17 protein-coding genes are annotated in these 18,404 nt (G+C 47.3%); 11 read left to right on the top strand and 6 right to left on the bottom strand.

The features are described from left to right. Nucleotide 1 precedes the first annotated feature (1 nt). Both WOA13_RS10105 and WOA13_RS10100 read right to left on the bottom strand, forming a co-directional pair. A complete protein-coding gene (locus tag WOA13_RS10105) occupies nt 2-664 on the bottom strand; it encodes an ABC transporter ATP-binding protein (protein ID WP_342127787.1) in 663 nt (220 codons plus the stop codon). Then, the gene (locus WOA13_RS10100; RefSeq protein ID WP_342127786.1) at nt 657-1,826 is read right to left on the bottom strand and encodes an ABC transporter permease; all 1,170 of its coding nucleotides are present in this window, start codon (nt 1,824-1,826) and stop codon (nt 657-659) included. The genes WOA13_RS10105 and WOA13_RS10100 overlap by 8 nt, the downstream gene beginning before the upstream one ends. 159 nt (nt 1,827-1,985) lie before the next feature. Here WOA13_RS10100 and WOA13_RS10095 point away from each other — a divergent pair, with 159 nt between their 5' ends. The 6 genes from WOA13_RS10095 to WOA13_RS10070 all read left to right on the top strand — a co-directional run bounded on the left by WOA13_RS10095 (nt 1,986) and on the right by WOA13_RS10070 (nt 8,192). Beyond that, nucleotides 1,986-2,453 (top strand): DUF5806 family protein, encoded by a 468-nt coding sequence (locus WOA13_RS10095; RefSeq protein ID WP_342127785.1) that lies wholly within the window; start codon nt 1,986-1,988, stop codon nt 2,451-2,453. A gap of 593 nt (nt 2,454-3,046) precedes the next feature. Continuing rightward, entirely contained in the window at nt 3,047-4,312 is a 1,266-nt protein-coding gene (locus tag WOA13_RS10090) for an anhydromevalonate phosphate decarboxylase (protein ID WP_342127784.1), read from the top strand. A gap of 42 nt (nt 4,313-4,354) precedes the next feature. After that, nucleotides 4,355-5,542: a phosphomevalonate dehydratase large subunit gene (locus WOA13_RS10085; protein ID WP_342127783.1), complete on the top strand. Its 1,188-nt coding sequence runs from the start codon at nt 4,355-4,357 to the stop codon at nt 5,540-5,542. Then, nucleotides 5,529-5,939, top strand: a complete 411-nt coding sequence (locus WOA13_RS10080) for a phosphomevalonate dehydratase small subunit (protein WP_342127782.1) — start codon at nt 5,529-5,531, stop codon at nt 5,937-5,939. Before WOA13_RS10085 ends, WOA13_RS10080 begins: the two co-directional genes overlap by 14 nt. A gap of 17 nt (nt 5,940-5,956) precedes the next feature. Further along, the gene (locus WOA13_RS10075) at nt 5,957-7,075 is read left to right on the top strand and encodes a site-2 protease family protein (RefSeq protein ID WP_342127781.1); all 1,119 of its coding nucleotides are present in this window, start codon (nt 5,957-5,959) and stop codon (nt 7,073-7,075) included. A gap of 10 nt (nt 7,076-7,085) precedes the next feature. Further along, nucleotides 7,086-8,192 (top strand): TIGR04013 family B12-binding domain/radical SAM domain-containing protein, encoded by a 1,107-nt coding sequence (locus WOA13_RS10070; protein WP_342127780.1) that lies wholly within the window; start codon nt 7,086-7,088, stop codon nt 8,190-8,192. A 26-nt stretch (nt 8,193-8,218) separates the two neighbouring features. Here WOA13_RS10070 and WOA13_RS10065 read toward each other — a convergent pair whose 3' ends face one another. The 4 genes from WOA13_RS10065 to WOA13_RS10050 form a co-directional block, all read right to left on the bottom strand. Then, a complete protein-coding gene (locus WOA13_RS10065; RefSeq protein ID WP_342127779.1) occupies nt 8,219-8,923 on the bottom strand; it encodes a YkgJ family cysteine cluster protein in 705 nt (234 codons plus the stop codon). A gap of 85 nt (nt 8,924-9,008) precedes the next feature. Then, entirely contained in the window at nt 9,009-10,082 is a 1,074-nt protein-coding gene (locus WOA13_RS10060) for an NAD(P)/FAD-dependent oxidoreductase (RefSeq protein ID WP_342127778.1), read from the bottom strand. A 64-nt stretch (nt 10,083-10,146) separates the two neighbouring features. Beyond that, complete coding sequence (uvrC, locus tag WOA13_RS10055) at nt 10,147-11,952, bottom strand: excinuclease ABC subunit UvrC (protein ID WP_342127777.1); 1,806 nt, start codon at nt 11,950-11,952, stop codon at nt 10,147-10,149. Between the two features lie 50 nt (nt 11,953-12,002). Then, nucleotides 12,003-12,764, bottom strand: a complete 762-nt coding sequence (locus WOA13_RS10050; protein ID WP_342127776.1) for a ribonuclease H-like domain-containing protein — start codon at nt 12,762-12,764, stop codon at nt 12,003-12,005. 176 nt (nt 12,765-12,940) lie between these two features. On the opposite strand from WOA13_RS10050, the gene WOA13_RS10045 reads away from it, so the two are divergent. From WOA13_RS10045 to WOA13_RS10025, 5 genes are all read left to right on the top strand, one after another. Then, nucleotides 12,941-13,213, top strand: coding sequence for a PRC-barrel domain-containing protein (locus WOA13_RS10045; RefSeq protein ID WP_342127775.1), 273 nt, complete (start codon nt 12,941-12,943; stop codon nt 13,211-13,213). Nucleotides 13,214-13,221: 8 nt separating this feature from the next. After that, entirely contained in the window at nt 13,222-13,950 is a 729-nt protein-coding gene (locus WOA13_RS10040) for a tRNA(His) guanylyltransferase Thg1 family protein (RefSeq protein WP_342127774.1), read from the top strand. 122 nt (nt 13,951-14,072) lie between these two features. Beyond that, nucleotides 14,073-15,026, top strand: coding sequence for a tyrosine--tRNA ligase (locus tag WOA13_RS10035; RefSeq protein WP_342127773.1), 954 nt, complete (start codon nt 14,073-14,075; stop codon nt 15,024-15,026). Nucleotides 15,027-15,135: 109 nt separating this feature from the next. Then, nucleotides 15,136-16,272 (top strand): hypothetical protein, encoded by a 1,137-nt coding sequence (locus WOA13_RS10030; protein ID WP_342127772.1) that lies wholly within the window; start codon nt 15,136-15,138, stop codon nt 16,270-16,272. A 118-nt stretch (nt 16,273-16,390) separates the two neighbouring features. Next, nucleotides 16,391-18,391 carry a monovalent cation:proton antiporter family protein gene (locus WOA13_RS10025; protein ID WP_342127771.1) on the top strand — a complete coding sequence of 667 codons (2,001 nt, stop codon included), beginning with the start codon at nt 16,391-16,393 and terminating at the stop codon, nt 18,389-18,391. Nucleotides 18,392-18,404 lie beyond the last annotated feature (13 nt).

Here is an 18,404-nt window from a genome sequence, read left to right as displayed (position 1 = left end):
CTCATTCCTTTATTTTTCCGTCCTGTAAACTGATGATCCTGTCTGACATTGCAGCAAGATCATGATTGTGTGTTACCATTACCACTGTCATTTCATCTTTCAGAGACTTCAGAAGTGAGATTATCATCTCTCCTGTTTCTTTATCCAGAGCTCCTGTAGGTTCATCGGCAAGGAGAACGTCAGGTCTCATCACCAATGCTCTGGCTATTGCTACCCTTTGCTGCTCTCCACCGCTAAGCTCGGATGGCTTGTGGTCATGTCTGTGTGAAAGGTCCACTCTCTCCAGAGCTTCGACTATCTTTCGGTGTTCTTTCTCTCCTGCAAATACAAGGGGCAATGCAACGTTCTCGTATGCCGTTAGGGAAGGGATCAGGTGGAACTGCTGAAAAACGAAACCAACCGTCCTTCTTCTGTGTTCCACCAGCTCTTTCTGGGACCTCCCGGTAACATCAATTCCGTTTATCACTATGCTCCCGCTGCTCGGCTTGTCAAGCATGCCGATAAGGTTCATCAGGGTTGTTTTTCCCGAGCCGGACTGGCCCATTATGGAAACGAATTCTCCACTCCTGATTTCCATGTCAATACCATGTAGAACTTCGAAATCATCGGCCCCTATCTTGTAGCTCTTTTTAAGTCCTCTGGCCTGAATACTTATGTCAGACACTTCTAAGCACCTCCGCAGGGTCTATCTTTAGTGCACGTCTTGCAGGAAGTACCGATGCGACAAGTCCTACCATAATAGAAATACCGGCTGCCAGTGGCAGGAGTTCCCACATCAGTGACGGTTCAGCAAAGCCCAATAGAGGGGAAATTGAATAAGATGCCAGGCTTCCTGCAAAGAATCCAATGCTTCCGCCTATCATGCCGATCAGTGCTCCTTCTATGAACAGCATTGTTATGACCTGTCGGTCACTGGCCCCAATTGCGCGCATGATCCCTATCTCCTTTATCTTCTCGTTAACGGATGCAAGCATTGTGGAGGCTACGGTAAGTGTGCTTACAAGCAGTGTTATAAGTGAGACTGCCATGGCAGAATTCCGGGTATGGTCTATCATGGCCATCTCGCTTTGCACGATCTGGCTCATCGCCCTTGCCTCAATACCGGGTAGTATTCCTTCGATCTGCCTACTCATTTCCGAGACCGGGCAGTCATTACAAAGGGCGCGGATCTCAATACTGCTGACCTTTCCTTCCCTGTCAAGAAGCTTTTGTGATGTCAGAAGTGGCATTATGATGTATCCGTCTTCTTCCCCGCCGGTGCTCTCGATGATACCTTTCACTTTAAGTTCCATGAAAATATCATTTTTCTCAAGTGGAAATGTAGAACCGACCTCAAGTCCAAGAGGGGTTGCGATATCCTTTCCCAGCAGGACTTCCATCCCTTCGGGGTTGGAAATCCATTCTCCTTCAACGTTCCACCATGATTTGAGTATCTTCTCCTGCTCGATGTCGACCCCCATCACAATGATATTATCATTCCCGGTCTCTGCAACTCCATAAAGCCGTGGGGCCACTACGGCAAGATTGGCATTGTTCTCAATATCATATATTCTGGAGATTTCGGTTTGTTCAATGTAGTTCTCGCCTGTGGATATCGATCCCAGGGATGTTGATCCGGCTATCAGGGGTATCGAGTCGGTCTGGGGTCTTACTATAATGTTAGCTCCAAAATTGGTTGACTCTTCATAGAGACTCTCAGTTGCAGTGGAAAATGTTGTGACCACTGCTACAATAGCAGATGCTGCAACTATCACTCCCAATACGGCTATTGCAAGCTTGTTCTTTCGTCTGAAGATATCTTTCAGGACAACCGAATGTAAGTGCATGAAGTTGCATGTGAGAAAAAGATACATTAATGGGATTCTTCAGGTAAATATGGCCTTAACAAAAAACAGTTTGTTTTTCTTGTTGTGCTAAAGCAATATCATCGCAGGAAAGTATTTATCTGGTTGCAATACACTATGAAGTAAGGTCTTTGAGGGGATATGATGAACAAGTATGAGAAGTTCAAAAAGATGGAGAACAAGAGTTATTCGGATGTGACGCGCTTTCTGAAAAAGACCACTCACCTTACTGCACGTGAATGGATCATTGCCCGCCTATGTGCGGATTTCAAGAACCTTTCGAACCGCTCGGAAATGACCTGGATCGGACAGAACCTGCCGGAACTGGTGCCATTTGTGGATGAACCTTACACCAGGCAGGAGGTTTCCAATGCACATGCTGCGTTCAAACATAAGGTCCAGCGAAGCGGGACGACCTTCTTCTATGCATATTATGCAGGACTTATCAGTAAGGAAGAGATGATCCAGATGATCCATGGTATCGTGGGGGACCTCGAAAAGCTTATCGAGACCGAGAATGGTGAGGTGTCCGACGAGCACATGACCGATGTCCAGATGATCGTCGCGGATGCATTGCACAGGATAAATGAGTCACTTGACCTGGGTTGATGGGTCAAGGACCTTTATTTGTTGGTTAGTTATCAATTTAAGTAATTTATGTTATCTAAACCAATCAGTATTTATGCGATGAGGCTTTCTAAGGTTTGTGTTACAACGCTCCCATCTTACTTCCTTTCAAACTGATTTCCAACCGATTCCTCAATGATGGGAGCACCTCCTTCTGATAGTAAGTGTGTCTTTATTTTCTGCAAGTTGCATCTACTCTTCCCATTGTTATCGCTATCGTAGGTTTTGGCGACGTTTCATACAATGTTATCAAGATAAGTAATACAAATTATCTAAAAACATTACTATTTATACTATGATGCATTTCTATGTGTAGTTCTATGTGTAGTTCTATGTGTAGTTCTATGTGTAGTTCTATGTGTAGTTCTATGTGTAGTTCTATGTGTAGTTCTATGTGTTGTCTTCCAAATGCTCCCATCAGACTTCCTTTAGTTCTGATTTCCAACCCATTTTCATCATCGATGGGAGCGATTCCTTTTCCTGAAGACAGATCTCTTTTTTTAGACCTATACAGGGTTGTATGAAAAAAGACGACAATGTATTTATCGAGAGAGATTTTTTACTATATCGATACAATGAGTTTCAGAGATTTTATCGATCATTTAAGGGCAAGCGACAGGCTTGTTGAGGTCACTGATCCGGTTTCGAAGGTCTTCGAAGCACCACGAATTGCAAAAAGGAGCAATGGCCCGGTATTTTTCCATGATATTGACGGACAAAAGGCCATCATGAACCTCCTTGGTTCCAGGGACGAGCTTGCTGACATGTTCGGTGTGCCAAAGGATGGCATCATCCAGAGGCTTTCTGAAGTTCGTCCGGATGGAGAAGTGAAGATAGTCGACTCATCTCCCACACAGGAGGTCGTTACTGAGGATGTCGATCTTACAAAACTTCCACTTATGACACACTTCGAGAAGGACGGCGGACCTTACATCACCGCCGGTGTCGTGGTATCCGAGTATGACGGAATGATGAACGCATCCATCCACAGGCTCATGGTTGCCGGAAAGGATAAACTGGCAGCAAGGCTGGTCCCGCCGCGCCACACCTTTGTCCTGCACAAGAAGGCATCCGAGAACAACGAATCACTGCCTGTGGCTATCGTACTTGGTGCAGACCCTGCGATCACCTTTGCTTCCACCACCCGCGTGCCTGCAGGAAAGGAATTCGAGTACGCAGCAGCCCTTCGCGGTGCACCTGTGGAGCTTTTCGAATGTGAGAACGGCGTCAAGGTACCACACGCAGAGATCATTCTGGAAGGTTACATAGACCCTGTGGAAAGAGTGGACGAAGGTCCTTTCGTGGACATCACAGGAACATACGATCTTGTGCGCAAGGAGCCGGTGATCCGCATCACAAAGATCATGCACAGGCGTGATCCTATCTATCACGGAATTCTCCCGGCTGGTCCGGAACATCTCCTTATGATGGGAGTGCCCTATGAGCCAAAGATCTACAATGCCGTTTCAGAAGTAACCACAGTAAAGAACGTGGTGCTAACTGAAGGCGGTTGCTGTTACCTGCACGCTGTTGTCCAGATCGAGAAGCAGACCGAAGGTGATGCCAAGAACGCTATCATGGCTGCATTTGCAGCACACACAAGTCTCAAGCACGTTGTTATCGTGGACGAGGACATTGACATATTTGACATGCAGGACGTGGAGTTCGCCATTGCCACCCGTGTGAAAGGCGACTCTGATATGATGATAATCCCGAACGTGCGCGGCAGTTCACTTGATCCTAGAGGCGCACCTGACGGAACCACTACCAAGGTAGGTATCGATGCAACAAAAGTTCTTGCAGAGAAAGAGAACTTTGAACGCGCAAAGATGCCTGAATAAATCTTAGTCTAAGTAAGCTAAGTAAGCTAATCGGAAAATAACATGTATCTTACAAAAGAAGAAGAACGCACCCTGGATGGCGAGGATGGGGAAACCCTGCAGAAGGCAATGGAGATCCTTGTCGCACTTGGTGATATCTATGGTGCTGACAGCCTGATCCCGGTCAAGAGCGCGCAGATCGCAGGCGTTTCCTATAAGACCATAGGGGATGCAGGACTTGAATGGATATCTGATCTTAATGGCAAGGTGAAAGTGCCTTCCATCCTCAACCCTGCGGGCATGGACATGCAGCGCTGGAAGGATATGGGCATTGAGCCGGATTTTGCTGAGAAGCAGGTGGAAGTTATCAAGGCATACGAAAGCCTTGGTATCCGTTCCATGTGTACCTGCACACCATATTATCTTGAAGGCTTTTCAGCCACTTACGGCGACCATCTGGCCTGGAGCGAGTCCTCTGCTGTCTCCTATGCGAATTCAGTGATAGGAGCGCGCACAAACCGTGAAGGCGGTCCGTCTGCACTTTCAGCAGCACTTGTGGGCAAGACCGCGAACTATGGTTACCATCTTGACGAGAACCGTGTTCCTACGGTTTCCGTGACCGTGGAATGTGAGCTTTCAGGGTCAGATTACGGTGCACTGGGCTATCTTGCAGGAAAGGATGTGGGCAACAGGGTCCCTATCTTCTACATGGCCTCAACCCCTTCATCTGACAACCTTAAAGCACTGGGTGCGGCAATGGCAGCATCCGGGGCAGTAGCATTGTATCATATTGAGGACATAACCCCTGAAGCACAAAAGGTCGGCTTTGAGAACCCTGCCGAAAATATTGTAATTGAACGCAGTCAGATCGATGAGGTCTACGAAGAGATCATTGGTGGGAACGATGATCTGGAATGCGATATCGCTGCAGTAGGCTGTCCTCATTGTTCAGTAGATGAACTGGAGAACATCGCCCGGCTTCTGGAAAGCAAGTCAATTGAAAAGGAATTGTGGGTATGTACTTCAAGGGAAGTTGCTGAGAAGAATGCCGAACTTGTGAAGCAAATAGAGCAGAGCGGGGCAAAGGTGCTCTGTGATACATGTATGGTTGTATCTCCTGCTACGGAAGGTCATAACTGCATGATGGTAAACTCAGGGAAAGCGCTTGCTTATGTTCCGGGAATGTGCAAGGTTGCTGCAAAGATCGGCAGTCTTGAAGAATGCATCAACAAGGTAGGTGGTGGCAATTAAGATCAAATGCCGTACTATTGCAAGGGGTGTTGCAGAAGGCGAAGTACTGCTTTCATCTGATGCTCTCTCATTTTTAGGTAACGTTGACCCGAAGACAGGGGTAGTTGTCGATCCTTCACATGCCATCTACGGGAAGTGCATCAAGGACATGGTCCTGGTGTTCCCTCACGGGAAAGGCTCAACTGTGGGTTCCTATGTGATCTACCAGCTGAAAAAGAACAATGTTGCACCTGCAGCCATGATTAATATCGATTCCGAACCCATAGTCGCAGTCGGTGCCATCATATCAGGTATCCCTCTGGTGGATAGGCTGGAAGAGGACCCGTATGAGGTCCTTTCAGATGGCGATCATGTAAAGGTCGACAGCAGCAACGGATGCATCGAGATCCCTGAGTAAATCATAAGTGTGACATAATGGACAAAGACCAGGCAGATCCCGGCCATCTGGATGAGGCACAAATAGAAGCTTCCATCATGGAACTCTATCAAAATGTCCATCCCCTTTTCAAAGCCTATGAGGTGGGATATTCAGATGGTGATATTCATTTTTACGGTGTCCCTTTAGTGGACAGGAGATCGATCCACAATGCACTCTGGGGATTGTTTGCGGCAAAAGGCTACCGTCTTGAAATAAGGTCCGAACTTGGCGAGGACGTGCTGATCGCTTCCCCGATAAAGCAGGTCCCTGAACGTATCTGGATCAATGTAATACTGGCAATAGCTACTGTCTTCACGACCATGTTCGCCGGTGCGATGATGTTCGGGGTGGATATATTCAGCAACCCCGGTGATTTCTGGAAAGGTCTGCCCTTCACTCTTGCGATCATGTTCGTACTGGGATCTCATGAGATGGGGCACTATCTGGCCGCCAAGAAACATGGCCTTCGAACATCGCTTCCGTATTTCATTCCTTTCCCTAGTTTTATCGGTACCATGGGTGCCGTGATAAAGCACAGGGGTATTATCCCTAATCGTAGGGCACTGTTCGATGTGGCAGTTGCAGGTCCGATAGTGGGTATTGTTGCATCTGTGATCGTGACCTTCATAGGCCTCTCGCTGCCTCCGGTAGAGTTTAGCGGTGATCCCGGAACGATCATGATAGATATTCAGACCCCGCTTCTCTTCGATGCAATCTCTTGGATCACCGGCAGCACCCCGGAAATGATGCATCCGGTGGCATTTGCCGGATGGGTGGGCATGCTGGTTACCGTGCTGAACCTTCTGCCTTCCGGACAACTTGATGGTGGCCACATGATGCGTGCCATGCTGGGTGAGAATGCCAGGAAAGTGTCCCTCATCATGCCGTTAGTACTGGGCAGTATTGCGATGTATGTGATCTACGTCATGGAACAGAACGGAGGCATCTGGCTTTTCTGGTCATTTTTCCTTTTGCTGTTTGCCCTGGCAGGGCATCCAAAACCCTTAAATGATGAAATAATGCTTGACAACAGGAGGATGGCACTCGGGATTCTCACTTTTGTGCTGGGGATAATGTGTTTCACACTGGTGCCGCTGACTCTGGTCGTAAACTGAGGTTAAATTCATGGATGTTTGTTTCAGGTGGATGCAGAAGAACACTTACAGCCTTGCAGCTCTTCTTCCCCTTGTACCCGAGAACAGCATTGTGAAAAACCCTCAAGATGGCATCATGATATACAGTTTTGCCACCAGGCAGAAAGAGAGCGTTTTCTCAGAGGTTGATAGCTCCACAACAGATTCCATCTATATTGCTGGAGGTCCCCACCCTTCCGGTTCTGTGGAGGATACCCTCGAGCACTTTGATTATGTTGTAATTGGTGAAGGGGAAGAAACACTCCCTGAGCTTGTGGAAACACTTCAGGGAGGCAACAGACCTTCTGATGTGAAAGGTATCGCATATCGGAAGAATGGGAATGTGGTCTACACCGAAAAACGTGAACCTGTGGACCTCGATAAATATCCCTGCTTTGACCCGGAAGGCATCCGTTCTCCCATCGAGATCAGCAGGGGATGTCCGTGGAGGTGCAAGTACTGCCAGACGCCCAGGTTGTTCGGCAACCGAATGAGGCACAGGAGTATCGATTCCATTGAAAGGTTCGCAAAATACTACAGTGACCTGCGTTTTACTTCCTCGAATGCCTTTGCTTATGGTGGTAATGGTGTGCACCCTGAATTTGACAAGGTGGAGAAACTCCTGTCAAGACTGCATTCAATGGAAGATAAAAAGATATATTTCGGCACCTTCCCCTCAGAGGTCCGTCCGGAATTCGTGACCCACGAAGGGCTGGACCTGGTCGATAACTACTGTGCCAACAGATCTCTCAGCCTGGGTGCCCAGTCAGGTAGCGACAGGATACTGAAGGAAATGCTGCGTGGTCACACCTCAGAGGATGTCACAGTTGCAGTTGATCGCTGTTTTGAGCATGAGATAACACCGGTGGTGGATTTCATATTCGGTTTCCCGGATGAAACGGAAGAGGACCAGCAGAGAACGCTTGAGCAGATAAAGTGGATATGCAGAAAAGGCGGCAAAGTGAGAGCTCATTACCTTACCCCTCTACCGTCCACTCCGTATGAGAACATCGTACCGGCACCTATCAGTGCTTCGGTCCACAAGGTGCTGGGCAGGATGGCAAGGGATGGCAAGCTCAGCGGCAACTGGGACAAGTAAGTCAATAAGTAATTGATCAAGGATATTCAGTCATTTTTTGATATTCGATTGAGTTCGAACTCGTTTTTGTAAAATACGTAAACTTCGACCTCTTCGCCCTTGTTGAAAGCACGCATCTTCCTGTCATATATTGATTTGACATGACGGAGCTTGTTCTTCTGGAAGTGTTCCTTTATTTTTCGGAGGAACCTTATCTGCTGATCAAGGTATGCTTCCTCGTATGCTTTTGTGTCCTCTGCAATGATCTTTGCTTCATCTTCCGATATCTCAGCGTGGTAGCACCCGTGCTCGTTAAGCCCGGATATCTGCCTCCAGTCCAGATTACCCTCATCGTCCGTTTCCCTGTGGAGCATGTATGGGTAGAGCCGGCAGATGGTGAGCCTCCTGTCATAGATGGTACATCTTTTGTCCTCAAGCATGATGCAGCTGCCATCCTCCTTTGTTCTCAGTGCATACCCTGAAACGTAGAAACGGCCGTTCTGGTCACAGAACTCATAGTAAGGTGCAGGTTCGATGAGGCTCGGGTCAATGCTTTTCATGACCTCGGTATCCTTATCGAGGAGGAACACATGGTCGTTGAACTCACTGGTACAGCATCTGCCGCATAGGTCACATTCGAAGCCCACTTCCCTGATGATGTCGATCAGCTTCTCATCAGGATACGCAAGCATTTCCTCAAGTTCCCTTTTAGTATCCTCGATCTGTTGGTCTATAGAAGTAATGTCCGTCACCTTCCCATGTTCTGTATATAATATCCTGCTTTAACATTAAGATTCCCGGCAATAAGGCAATTTGTCAATAAAGCTTCCTCTGTCTTCAAAGCCTGAGTTCCGGATACCTGTCTCTCATTTTCCTGATGGCAAAAGGATATGCCACCCTTTGCAAAAGGTTGAAGTTGTGGAACGAATGCATGTGTTTCGGAGGGTTCCGTGTACCTTTCAGGCCATTGAATATCATGGAATAGTTCCTTGCCCCAAAGCGTTCCCATATGTAGCGGTTGACAAGGCTGGCCTTCAGCTTGTTCCGGAAACATTCGGTGGCATCTTTTTCATAGTCCTCTCCATGGATTATACTTCTGGCAGCAAGGTAGCCTGACCTCATTGCGCTGCGCATCCCGAATCCCCACACCATGTCCTGCAGTCCTGCAGCTTCACCAACATACAACTGGCCGTTGCTCTCGAAGTGGCAATCCAGTGAGAATGATCCGATCCCACCGTCAGGGCGTGGGTTCTGGATGTCCAGATCGACCATCTCTGAGAATATCCTCTTTGTGTTCTCAAGACAATCTCCCACATTGCTGAACCTGTCAAAAAGGACGGTGCACATGCAGCCCGAGCCATTCGTGACCAGAAGATAGGAGTACCCAAGGTATGCAGCCCGGTCGTCAACAAAAGCAATGGCCATGTCGTCCATGGATGTATCAAAGGCAATACCCTTTGCAGCAATGAACACCTCATTTTTTACAGGCCCTGTGGCGATTATATCCATTTCTTCCAGAGGGGCTTTCTCCTGAAATCGTATGTTCACTCCGCTCTGAAGGGCCTGCTCCTTTAGTCCGTAGTCAAGGCTTCCGGGAACCGAGCCCCGTTTAACAAGATAAAATGCAGGTGTCCCCGGGTCAGCTTCAAAATCCCAGTTCTTCCTGCCGTTGGAAACTGTAAAATTATAGAATGGGTCAAGGTCAAAGTTTGTCTCCAGGTTCATTTCCCGGAGTTCATCACCGATGTCCTTTTTGTCAGACCAGTTCTCCAGACCCTGCAGGCCGCCTTTAAGGTGCTTGCCCACATCAGGTGCCTTTTCGAACACGTCCACCTCATACCCTGCCTTTGCAAGGTTGATGGCTGCGGTAAGTCCTGATGGTCCGGCACCTGCAATTCTTATCTTTTTCATCTGTCCGGGAATAATGCCTGAGGATGTATTAGTATTTTGAGATTGGCCCTTTTCACTTTCACTTTCAATTCTGCTTGCTCTTGAAATGCTCAATTATCTTCTCGGCAAGCCCTTTGGTGATGCCTTCCACGTCAGCAAGCTCTTCCACAGAAGAACGCCTTATCTTATCGATGGATCCAAAGTGGTTCAACAAGGCCTTCTTCCTGGACGAACCTATGCCAGGTATCGAATCCAGCTCGGAATGGGACAGCCTTGCAGTCCTTCTTCTGCGATGCGAGGATACTGCAAAGCGGTGGGACTCATCCCTTACCTGCATGAGCATCTTCAGCGCATCCGAGGTATGTGGTAGTATTACAACTTCATCCTGTTCTTCCTTCGGAACGATGATATGCTCGAATCGTTTTGCCAGGCCGACCAGTGGTATGTCAAGCCCCAGATCCCTGAGCGATCCCATTGCGGCACCCACCTGTCCCGGTCCTCCGTCAATGAGGATAAGGTCAGGCATTTTATTATTCTCATTTTTCTGCTTCCTGTACCGGCGCCCCACAACTTCTGCCATCATGGCAAAGTCATCTATTCCCTTTACCGTCTTGATATTGAAGTGCCGGTACTGGTCCTTTGCAGGCATTCCGTTTTTGAAGACCACAAGGGATCCCACCGCGTCGGTCCCTGATATGTTGGATATGTCAAAACCCTCAATGTGTACAGGAAGTGTTGGCAGGGAGAGTTCATCACGAAGGTGTACCAGTGCCTGCAGTGCCGCATCCTGATCACTTTTCCTGATGTGGGATTGTTCCATTGTCATGACCGCATTCCTTGCAGCCATGTCAAGTAGTTTTTTCTTATCCCCCCTTGCAGGCACTTGTATGTGGACGCTTCGGGATGCTCTTTCGGACAGCCATTTTGTGATAAGCTCCTCATCGGGTATCTGGTGCTGTACAAGGATCTCCGGCGGCACCGGTGCATCCTGGTAGTATTGCTTGATGAACTCTGCCACAATTCTGGAGATATCCCCGGCCGCGTCTCCCCATGAAAGTGAGAAGTCAGCTTTACCCACCATGTTTCCGTCACGGATGTAGAAGACCTGCACAAAGATCGTTTCCTCATCGGCTGCCGTGGCTATGAGGTCGCTGTCATTGTTCCCTGCTGTGGCGGTCTGCTGCTCGGACAGGCTCTTGAGAGCTGTGATCTGGTCACGAACTGCAGCAGCGGCCTCGAACTCCTGTGCTTTTGCATGCTCCTGCATCTTTTCCGTAAGCGATCTGAGAATTCCTGCGGTGTCCCCTTTCAGGAATTTCACGGCTTCCATGACGTTACTGCGGTATTCTTCCTCAGAAATAGAACCGTTGCAGGGTGCATAGCAGCGGTCGATGTGAAAGTTAAGACATGGTCGGTGTCTCTTCCCGTCTATCTTGCGGTTGCACCTTTTTATCCTGAACACCTGTGATATCATGTCAAGTGTACGGCGAACCGGCTTGACATTGGTGTAGGGTCCAAAATAGAGTGCTCCGTCCATGAGCCTCTTGCGTGTTATGAATATTCGAGGGTATTTCTTGTTGACCGTGACCTTCACGTAAGGGTATCGTTTGTCATCCTTCAGGTCGATGTTATAGTGGGGCCTGTTCTTCTTTACAAGATTTGCTTCAAGTATCAGTGCGGCGACTTCGGATTCGGTGACAATATAGTCGATATCCCTGATCTTCCTGACCATTGCCCTGGTCTTCGAAGAATGGTGTTTCCCGGACTGGAAGTACTGGCTGACCCTTTTCTTCAGGGATTTTGCCTTTCCGATGTAGATTATGTTGTCGGAGTCGTCCTTCATCAGGTAGACGCCCGGCAGGTCAGGAATGTTGGATATATCCGGCTTCATTATATTCTGTCATCCTCTGTATGCCGCAGGGAAAAGAAAAAGACGTTGTCTCATTTTCCAAGGGCTTTCTCGAATGTCCTTTCGATAAACTGCTGGTATGTTTTATTGATAATGGTTTCCAGGTTGACGATATCTTCCCGGTTGTATTCAAGGAGAAGGTCCAGTGCTTCCTCGCTTCCTCGCTCGTACTCATGCCAGAGCCTGACCGCATCGAAACCGGTGATGTCAACTGTATCATCAGTTCTCTGTATTCCCAGCTTCTTTTCGATGGCCTTTAAGCCACCAGAAAGGCCAATGCGGCGCAGAGGGTACATGAGGTCCACATGGAGCTGGTTGAAATCGATCTCCGGGAACTCGTGCTGGATGAAAGGCAGGTCAAAGCGTGCTCCGTTGAAGGATACCAGGAGTTCGTATTTCTGCAGCTCTTCCACGATGTCGTCAAGGTCAATGCCTTTGACATACGTTTTTGCATCCTTTCCGTCATAGATTCCGACCACGGTAATGCAGGAACTGTTTGCTGACAGGCCAGTGGTCTCAATATCCACATAAGCGACAGAGTCCGAGAAATGCTCAAAGGCCCTCCAGTGTTCTGCACCGGGGAGGCATCTGGCGAAGTACTCGTAATCCCTCATTGCAAGGTGGTCTTTGGATTCGATGATGCCTTTCTCGATCTTTTCTTTCCTTGTTGCAGGTATTGAAATGTGGTCCTGGTTCTCCAGGTACTCGTCCCATTGGCAGTGTCCGCTCTCCCATATGCGTTTTTCAATCGTTTTTCCTATTCCGGGAATATGTGTGTAGGTGCTTGTAAGCATGTTCTTTTGCCCCTTCGAACCTTTCAGTTATGATTCTATTTAATTATGATGAGCTGGATATTTCGTTGTTAATACATATTTTATAGAAGGATCTGTGGCATAAGATACGCATTTTATATATATTATCAACATGTAAATCATATTTACAATTTCAATTGATCATACAAGGGGCTATCATGCGCGCAGATATAACATCACTGTTTGGGTTAAATGTGTATACGAATCAGGGTACGTATGTGGGAAAAGTGAACGATCTTGTTTTTGATGTGGATGAGAGGGTCGTATCCGGCCTCGCTCTTTCAGACATCAACCGTGACATCTTCGATGTTACAACAAGAGGTGTCATTCTTCCATACAGGTGGGTAGTGACCACAGGTGACATTGTCCTCATACGTGACATCGTTAAAAGGTTCAAGAAACCTGTACAAGAGGGAGAAAAGGAAGACTGAAATTTCTCATGAAACAGCGGGAGATCTATTCTGATCTGCGCTGCCTTGCTCCTGTGATCATACGAGTTGATGGCAGGACATTCAAACATACGCTTTCACGGCTTGGTTGCAAAAAGCCATACGATGAAAAGTTTGCATCTGCCATGGCGGATTCCCTTGAACTTTTCTTCAAAAAAAGCGGAATGAGTGCAGCGCTGGCATATACTTTTTCTGACGAGGCGAGCATTCTTTTCTTTGACCTGCCATTTGATGGAAGGGTCGAGAAGCTTGATTCGGTGGTCGCCAGTTACCTTAGCAGTGCTTTTACAATTAAGATGGGTCTTGATGAACCCGTTTCCTTTGATTCAAGGATCATCCCTGTCGAAAAGGAGCAGGTCCCGGAATACCTGATCTGGCGACAGAACGAATCCTGGCGCAATTGTGTTAGTTCCTATGGTTATTACACACTTCTTTCCGAAGGCATGGGTGAGAAGGAAGCTGCATCTGCTCTTAAGGGCAAGAAAGCCGCGGACATACATGAGATGCTGTTCCAGCGTGGCATAAACCTTGATAAGGTCCCTACCTGGCAGAAAAGAGGAGTTGTGATACACAAGACCGAGTATCATAAGACCGGTTTTGATCCTGTGAAGAACGAAAGGACCCTTGGTAAACGAAGCAAAGTGGTCCAGGACTGGGAAATCCCAATGTTCTCTTCTGAGGAAGGGGACGATTTTTTGAAAAGATATCTGGGTCACTGATGGTGCGGTGGCCTGTATTGGCCTCAGATGTACCGTAACCTATATGGTCATGACCTGAGTTTAAGGTCTCATCATTCATAGTGGCCAGTTTATAGTTCTACTATGATATCGAAGGTGAATTCATGGAAAAGATGGACCTTATAAAAAGAAATGTACAGGAGATTGTCACGGAAGAGGAGCTTACAAAATTGCTGGAGTCAAAGGAAAACCCTTCAGCATATACAGGCTACGAACCCAGTGGGAAGATCCACATGGGTCATGTTCTTACTGTGAACAAGCTGATGGACCTTCAGAAGGCAGGATTTGAGATCACTGTCCTTCTTGCGGATGTCCATGCCTACATGAACCAGAAAGGTACAATGGAAGAGGTTCGCAAGACTGCGGACTACAACAAGGAATGTTTCCTTGCACTGGGACTTGATCCGGAAAAGACCAATTTCGTATATGGTTCTGATTTCCAGCTCTCTCCTGACTACATGCTCAATGTGCTCAAGCTTACTCAGGCTACTTCACTTAACAGGGCAAAGAGAAGCATGGATGAGGTAGGAAGGAAGATGGAAGATCCTAAGGTCTCCCAGATGGTCTATCCGATCATGCAGGCCATTGATATCGCACTTCTTGGCGTTGACGTTGCAGTTGGTGGTATTGACCAGAGGAAGATCCACATGCTTGCAAGGGAAGGATTACCAGGACTTGGCTTCAAGGCTCCGCTTTGTATCCACACCCCGATACTTATCGGACTTGACGGTACCAAGATGTCATCCTCCAGCGAGAATTACATTTCAGTGGACGATGATGCAGCATCCATAAAGAAGAAACTTAAGAAAGCATTCTGTCCTGCAGGCGTTGTTGAAGACAACCCGGTGATGGCACTCTTCAAGTATCACATAATGCCACGTTATGATGAGATCGTATTCGAAAGGCCGGAAAAGTTCGGCGGCGATCTTGTGTGCAAGAGCTATGAAGACCTTGAGGCTGTATTTTCAGATGAGACCCTTCATCCGATGGACCTGAAGAATGGTGCAGCAAAGTACATCAATGAGATACTTGACCCTGTAAGGGAAGTACTTCTCTGATCTTATTTTGTCTGGCCGGGGCAGCAGATTCTCTGTTGCCTACGTAACCTATTTAATGTTTGCACCATAAGAATTAATTCAATAAGAATTGGTCGAATTGGGGAGCCACATGAAATATACATTTCAAGATTCTAATGATTTATCTATCCAGAGGGATGTTATACAGGACCTTCAGGATTTTGTTTACACATCAAGCAAAGTTCTTCCTATAGAGAATGCTTCCATTGAGAAGAACGATGATCTGATAGGAAGGAGAACATCTCTGGAAAATGGGTCTGAAGAACTGGAGTCTGCCAACAGTAAGCTCCTGGATTTCATCGATCGCATTACCGGTGAATTTGAAGAAAAAGAACTTCTTGATTACAGGAATTCCATCCTTGACGCATGTGAGACCTCTTTCAACAAGAGTTCCGGTGCCATGCTTTCGGATATCGAAAGCATTAACAAGGATATTGATAAAGGCCTGGACGATGTGGAAAGGCAGATCCTTTCCATACTGGATCCCTTCTTTGAAGGTGGTGTCTATGGCACAACGGAGAAGTATTTTGCTTCCATGGACAGGAATGTCCTGAGGGGTAAGCTAACGTCAATTGTTTCTGGAATGGAATATGAGTCCGAACTGACCTTTACTGATAATTCAACAACAATAAGGGGTTTCTTTGGCACTCTTTATCTACCTACCTGGAAAAGGTCAGGTATCATATACAAGGAAGACAAGGTGAAACTGGAAGATGTTTCCGACCTTATTCTCTCTAACCTGGACTTTGATGATCATCATATCAGTGCAATGTTCGTTAACAAGAAAGCCACCAAGAAGTTAAAGGCCGAGATGGGTGGCGATTCCCTTGTGATCTATTATGATGGCAATGAGGTCACAGCTGACCCTGCCCTCATGGGCTCTGTGAAAGAAGAACATGTAGTAGCAATGCTTGATGCGCTTAAGGATTACATCCGCTCCCATGTCAAGAGGAAGACCCTTGTCAAGCTCATGATCGATGGCGAGGATGCTATTCGTAATAACCAGACATTCGATTGCCTGAAACTAATTGCCGAGCAGTTCACAGATATCATCAACGAATGCATTGACAGAGGTTATACTGACGGCGAGATCACAATAAAGATCGAGCAAAATGACGGTACTCGTACCGAAAAATACGTTACAAAGGCTGAGCTTTTCGACCAGCTTTCAGAGTTTGGAAGCGAAGGTCTTGAACTTGCAAGTCTTCTCGGTGTGGAAAACATCTGAGACTATCAATTTCAGCTGGCCATATTCCTGATGTGGCCTTTTCATTTATCTTATATACTACCTGAAACAGAGATAACTATCAGTAAAATATCTCTGATACTATTTCGGGGGAGGCTTCATGGAATCTTTTGTAATTAACAATCTTACCATTATTTTCGGTTTTTCCATAGGCATCCTCTATCTCTGTCACCGCCTTCACATACCCATAATCGTAGGATTTCTTTTCACGGGTATGCTGCTGGGGCCCCATGGCTCCGGTCTCATAGATGCCGTCGAAGAGGTGGAAGTACTTGCCGAGATCGGCATAGTGTTGCTGCTTTTTACGATCGGTGTCGAGCTGTCCTTAAAGGATCTCTGGAGTATGAAAAGGGCTGTCCTCATAGGCGGTTCGATACAGGTACTGCTCACCACAGTGGTAGTCTATTTCATTTCTTCCTGGATGGGGTATGGTTATGGGGAATCCATCTTTGTCGGTTTCCTTTTCTCTCTTAGCAGTACTGCTATCGTTCTCAAACTACTGCAGAAAAGGGGGGAGCTGCATGCCCCGCATGGTCGTCTTTCCCTTGCGATCCTGCTTTACCAGGATGTCATTGTGGTTCCAATGATTCTGGTCACACCATTCCTGGCAGGTGTAGGTGGGAATGGTGATCCGGCCCTTATTCCCATAATTGCAAAAGGCATAGGGCTGGTCGTTCTGGTAATGGCAAGTGCAAAGTGGATCGTTCCGAACGTTCTCTATCAGATCACAAAGACCCGTGACTCTGAGCTCTTCTTCCTGAGCATTATTGTTGTCTGTCTTTCTGTTGCCTGGCTTACTTCCAGCATGGGACTGTCGCTGGCGCTTGGTGCTTTCCTTGCAGGTCTGATCATCTCGGAATCCGAGTACAGCCATCAGGCAATGAGCAACCTTATCCCCTTCCGTGATATTTTCATGAGCTTCTTCTTCATCTCCATAGGAATGCTGCTTGATATCGATCATTTCCTTGGCAACCCCTTACTGTTCATAATGGTGGCTGCAGGCGTCCTGCTGTTGAAATCAGTGATCGCGGGCCTGGCCTCATATCTGCTTGGCTTCCCCCTGCGTACGGCGATCCTGGGAGGGCTTGCATTGGCACAGGTAGGAGAGTTCTCATTCGTCCTGTCAAGGTTTGGACTGGAGTTCGGGATACTTGAACAGGATGTATATCAGTTGTTCCTTGTGGTTTCCATTCTTACCATGGCAGTAACTTCATCGGTCATGTCCCTTTCACCCAGGGTAGCAGACCGGGTAGTGAACCTGCCCATTCCATCAAAGCTCAAATGTGGTTTTCATCCCGGGGCCATGGAGTCTGTTCTTGATAAAAAGACCCATCTTGAAGACCATCTTATTATTGCAGGTTTTGGTTTCAATGGTCACACCGTTGCAAAGGCGGCAACAGTTGCCGGTATCCCATATCTTATCCTTGATACCAACCCAGAGACCGTCAGAAAGGAACAGTTAAAAGGTGAAATGGTCTACTACGGTGACTCTTCCCAGAAAGGAGTACTGGAACATGCGGATATCAAGAATGCAAGGGTACTTGTGGTCTGCATATCCGATCCGGCAGGGACAAGGAGGTCGGTTTCACTTGCCCGTAAAATGAATCCCAATGTTCACATCATTGCCCGTACACAGTATCTTCAGGAAATGGAACCATTGTATGCACTTGGTGCAAATGAGGTCATTCCCGAGGAATTCGAGACCTCTATTGAGATATTCGTGAGACTGATGAAGAGGTATCTTATTCCAAAGGATGAGATCGACAGATTTGTTGCAGAGATACGTTCGGACGGATATGAGATGTTCAGGACACTGTCTGGTACGATGAATATCTATGACATGGAAGTCGATATCCCGGATATGAACATCACGAACGTAAGGGTAAGGTCTTCCTCATTTGTGGTTGGGAAGACACTTGCCCAGCTTGAGCTCAGGAAGAAGTATGGGGTAACCATACTCGCCATCCGCAGGAACTCGGAGATCATTTCAAATCCGGACCCTGATCTTTTCCTCACCTCGCATGATGTGGTGGTATTGATGGGTGCACCGGAAATGATCTCAAAGGTCGATCCGCTGTTCGCAGGCGGGAGCATTGAATAAGGATATAGGAGTG

It is taken from the genome of Methanococcoides sp. LMO-2, from assembly GCF_038432375.1.
Lineage (GTDB): Archaea > Halobacteriota > Methanosarcinia > Methanosarcinales > Methanosarcinaceae > Methanococcoides > Methanococcoides cohabitans.
Note: the sequence above shows the minus strand (reverse complement) of the source record. Positions and strands in the feature narration are given on the sequence as shown.

Bases quoted from the DNA above. Each gene is read 5' to 3' on its own strand.
- WOA13_RS10060 (WP_342127778.1), bottom strand. From the start codon at position 10,082: ATGAAAAAGATAAGAATTGCAGGTGCCGGACCATCAGGACTTACCGCA.
- WOA13_RS10035 (WP_342127773.1), top strand. From the start codon at position 14,073: ATGGAAAAGATGGACCTTATAAAAAGAAATGTACAGGAGATTGTCACG.
- WOA13_RS10025 (WP_342127771.1), top strand. From the start codon at position 16,391: ATGGAATCTTTTGTAATTAACAATCTTACCATTATTTTCGGTTTTTCC.
- WOA13_RS10095 (WP_342127785.1), top strand. From the start codon at position 1,986: ATGATGAACAAGTATGAGAAGTTCAAAAAGATGGAGAACAAGAGTTAT.
- WOA13_RS10090 (WP_342127784.1), top strand. From the start codon at position 3,047: ATGAGTTTCAGAGATTTTATCGATCATTTAAGGGCAAGCGACAGGCTT.
- WOA13_RS10050 (WP_342127776.1), bottom strand. From the start codon at position 12,764: ATGCTTACAAGCACCTACACACATATTCCCGGAATAGGAAAAACGATT.
- WOA13_RS10075 (WP_342127781.1), top strand. From the start codon at position 5,957: ATGGACAAAGACCAGGCAGATCCCGGCCATCTGGATGAGGCACAAATA.
- WOA13_RS10070 (WP_342127780.1), top strand. From the start codon at position 7,086: ATGGATGTTTGTTTCAGGTGGATGCAGAAGAACACTTACAGCCTTGCA.
- WOA13_RS10045 (WP_342127775.1), top strand. From the start codon at position 12,941: ATGCGCGCAGATATAACATCACTGTTTGGGTTAAATGTGTATACGAAT.
- WOA13_RS10085 (WP_342127783.1), top strand. From the start codon at position 4,355: ATGTATCTTACAAAAGAAGAAGAACGCACCCTGGATGGCGAGGATGGG.
- WOA13_RS10040 (WP_342127774.1), top strand. From the start codon at position 13,222: ATGAAACAGCGGGAGATCTATTCTGATCTGCGCTGCCTTGCTCCTGTG.
- WOA13_RS10100 (WP_342127786.1), bottom strand. From the start codon at position 1,826: ATGCACTTACATTCGGTTGTCCTGAAAGATATCTTCAGACGAAAGAAC.
- WOA13_RS10030 (WP_342127772.1), top strand. From the start codon at position 15,136: ATGAAATATACATTTCAAGATTCTAATGATTTATCTATCCAGAGGGAT.
- uvrC (WP_342127777.1), bottom strand. From the start codon at position 11,952: ATGAAGCCGGATATATCCAACATTCCTGACCTGCCGGGCGTCTACCTG.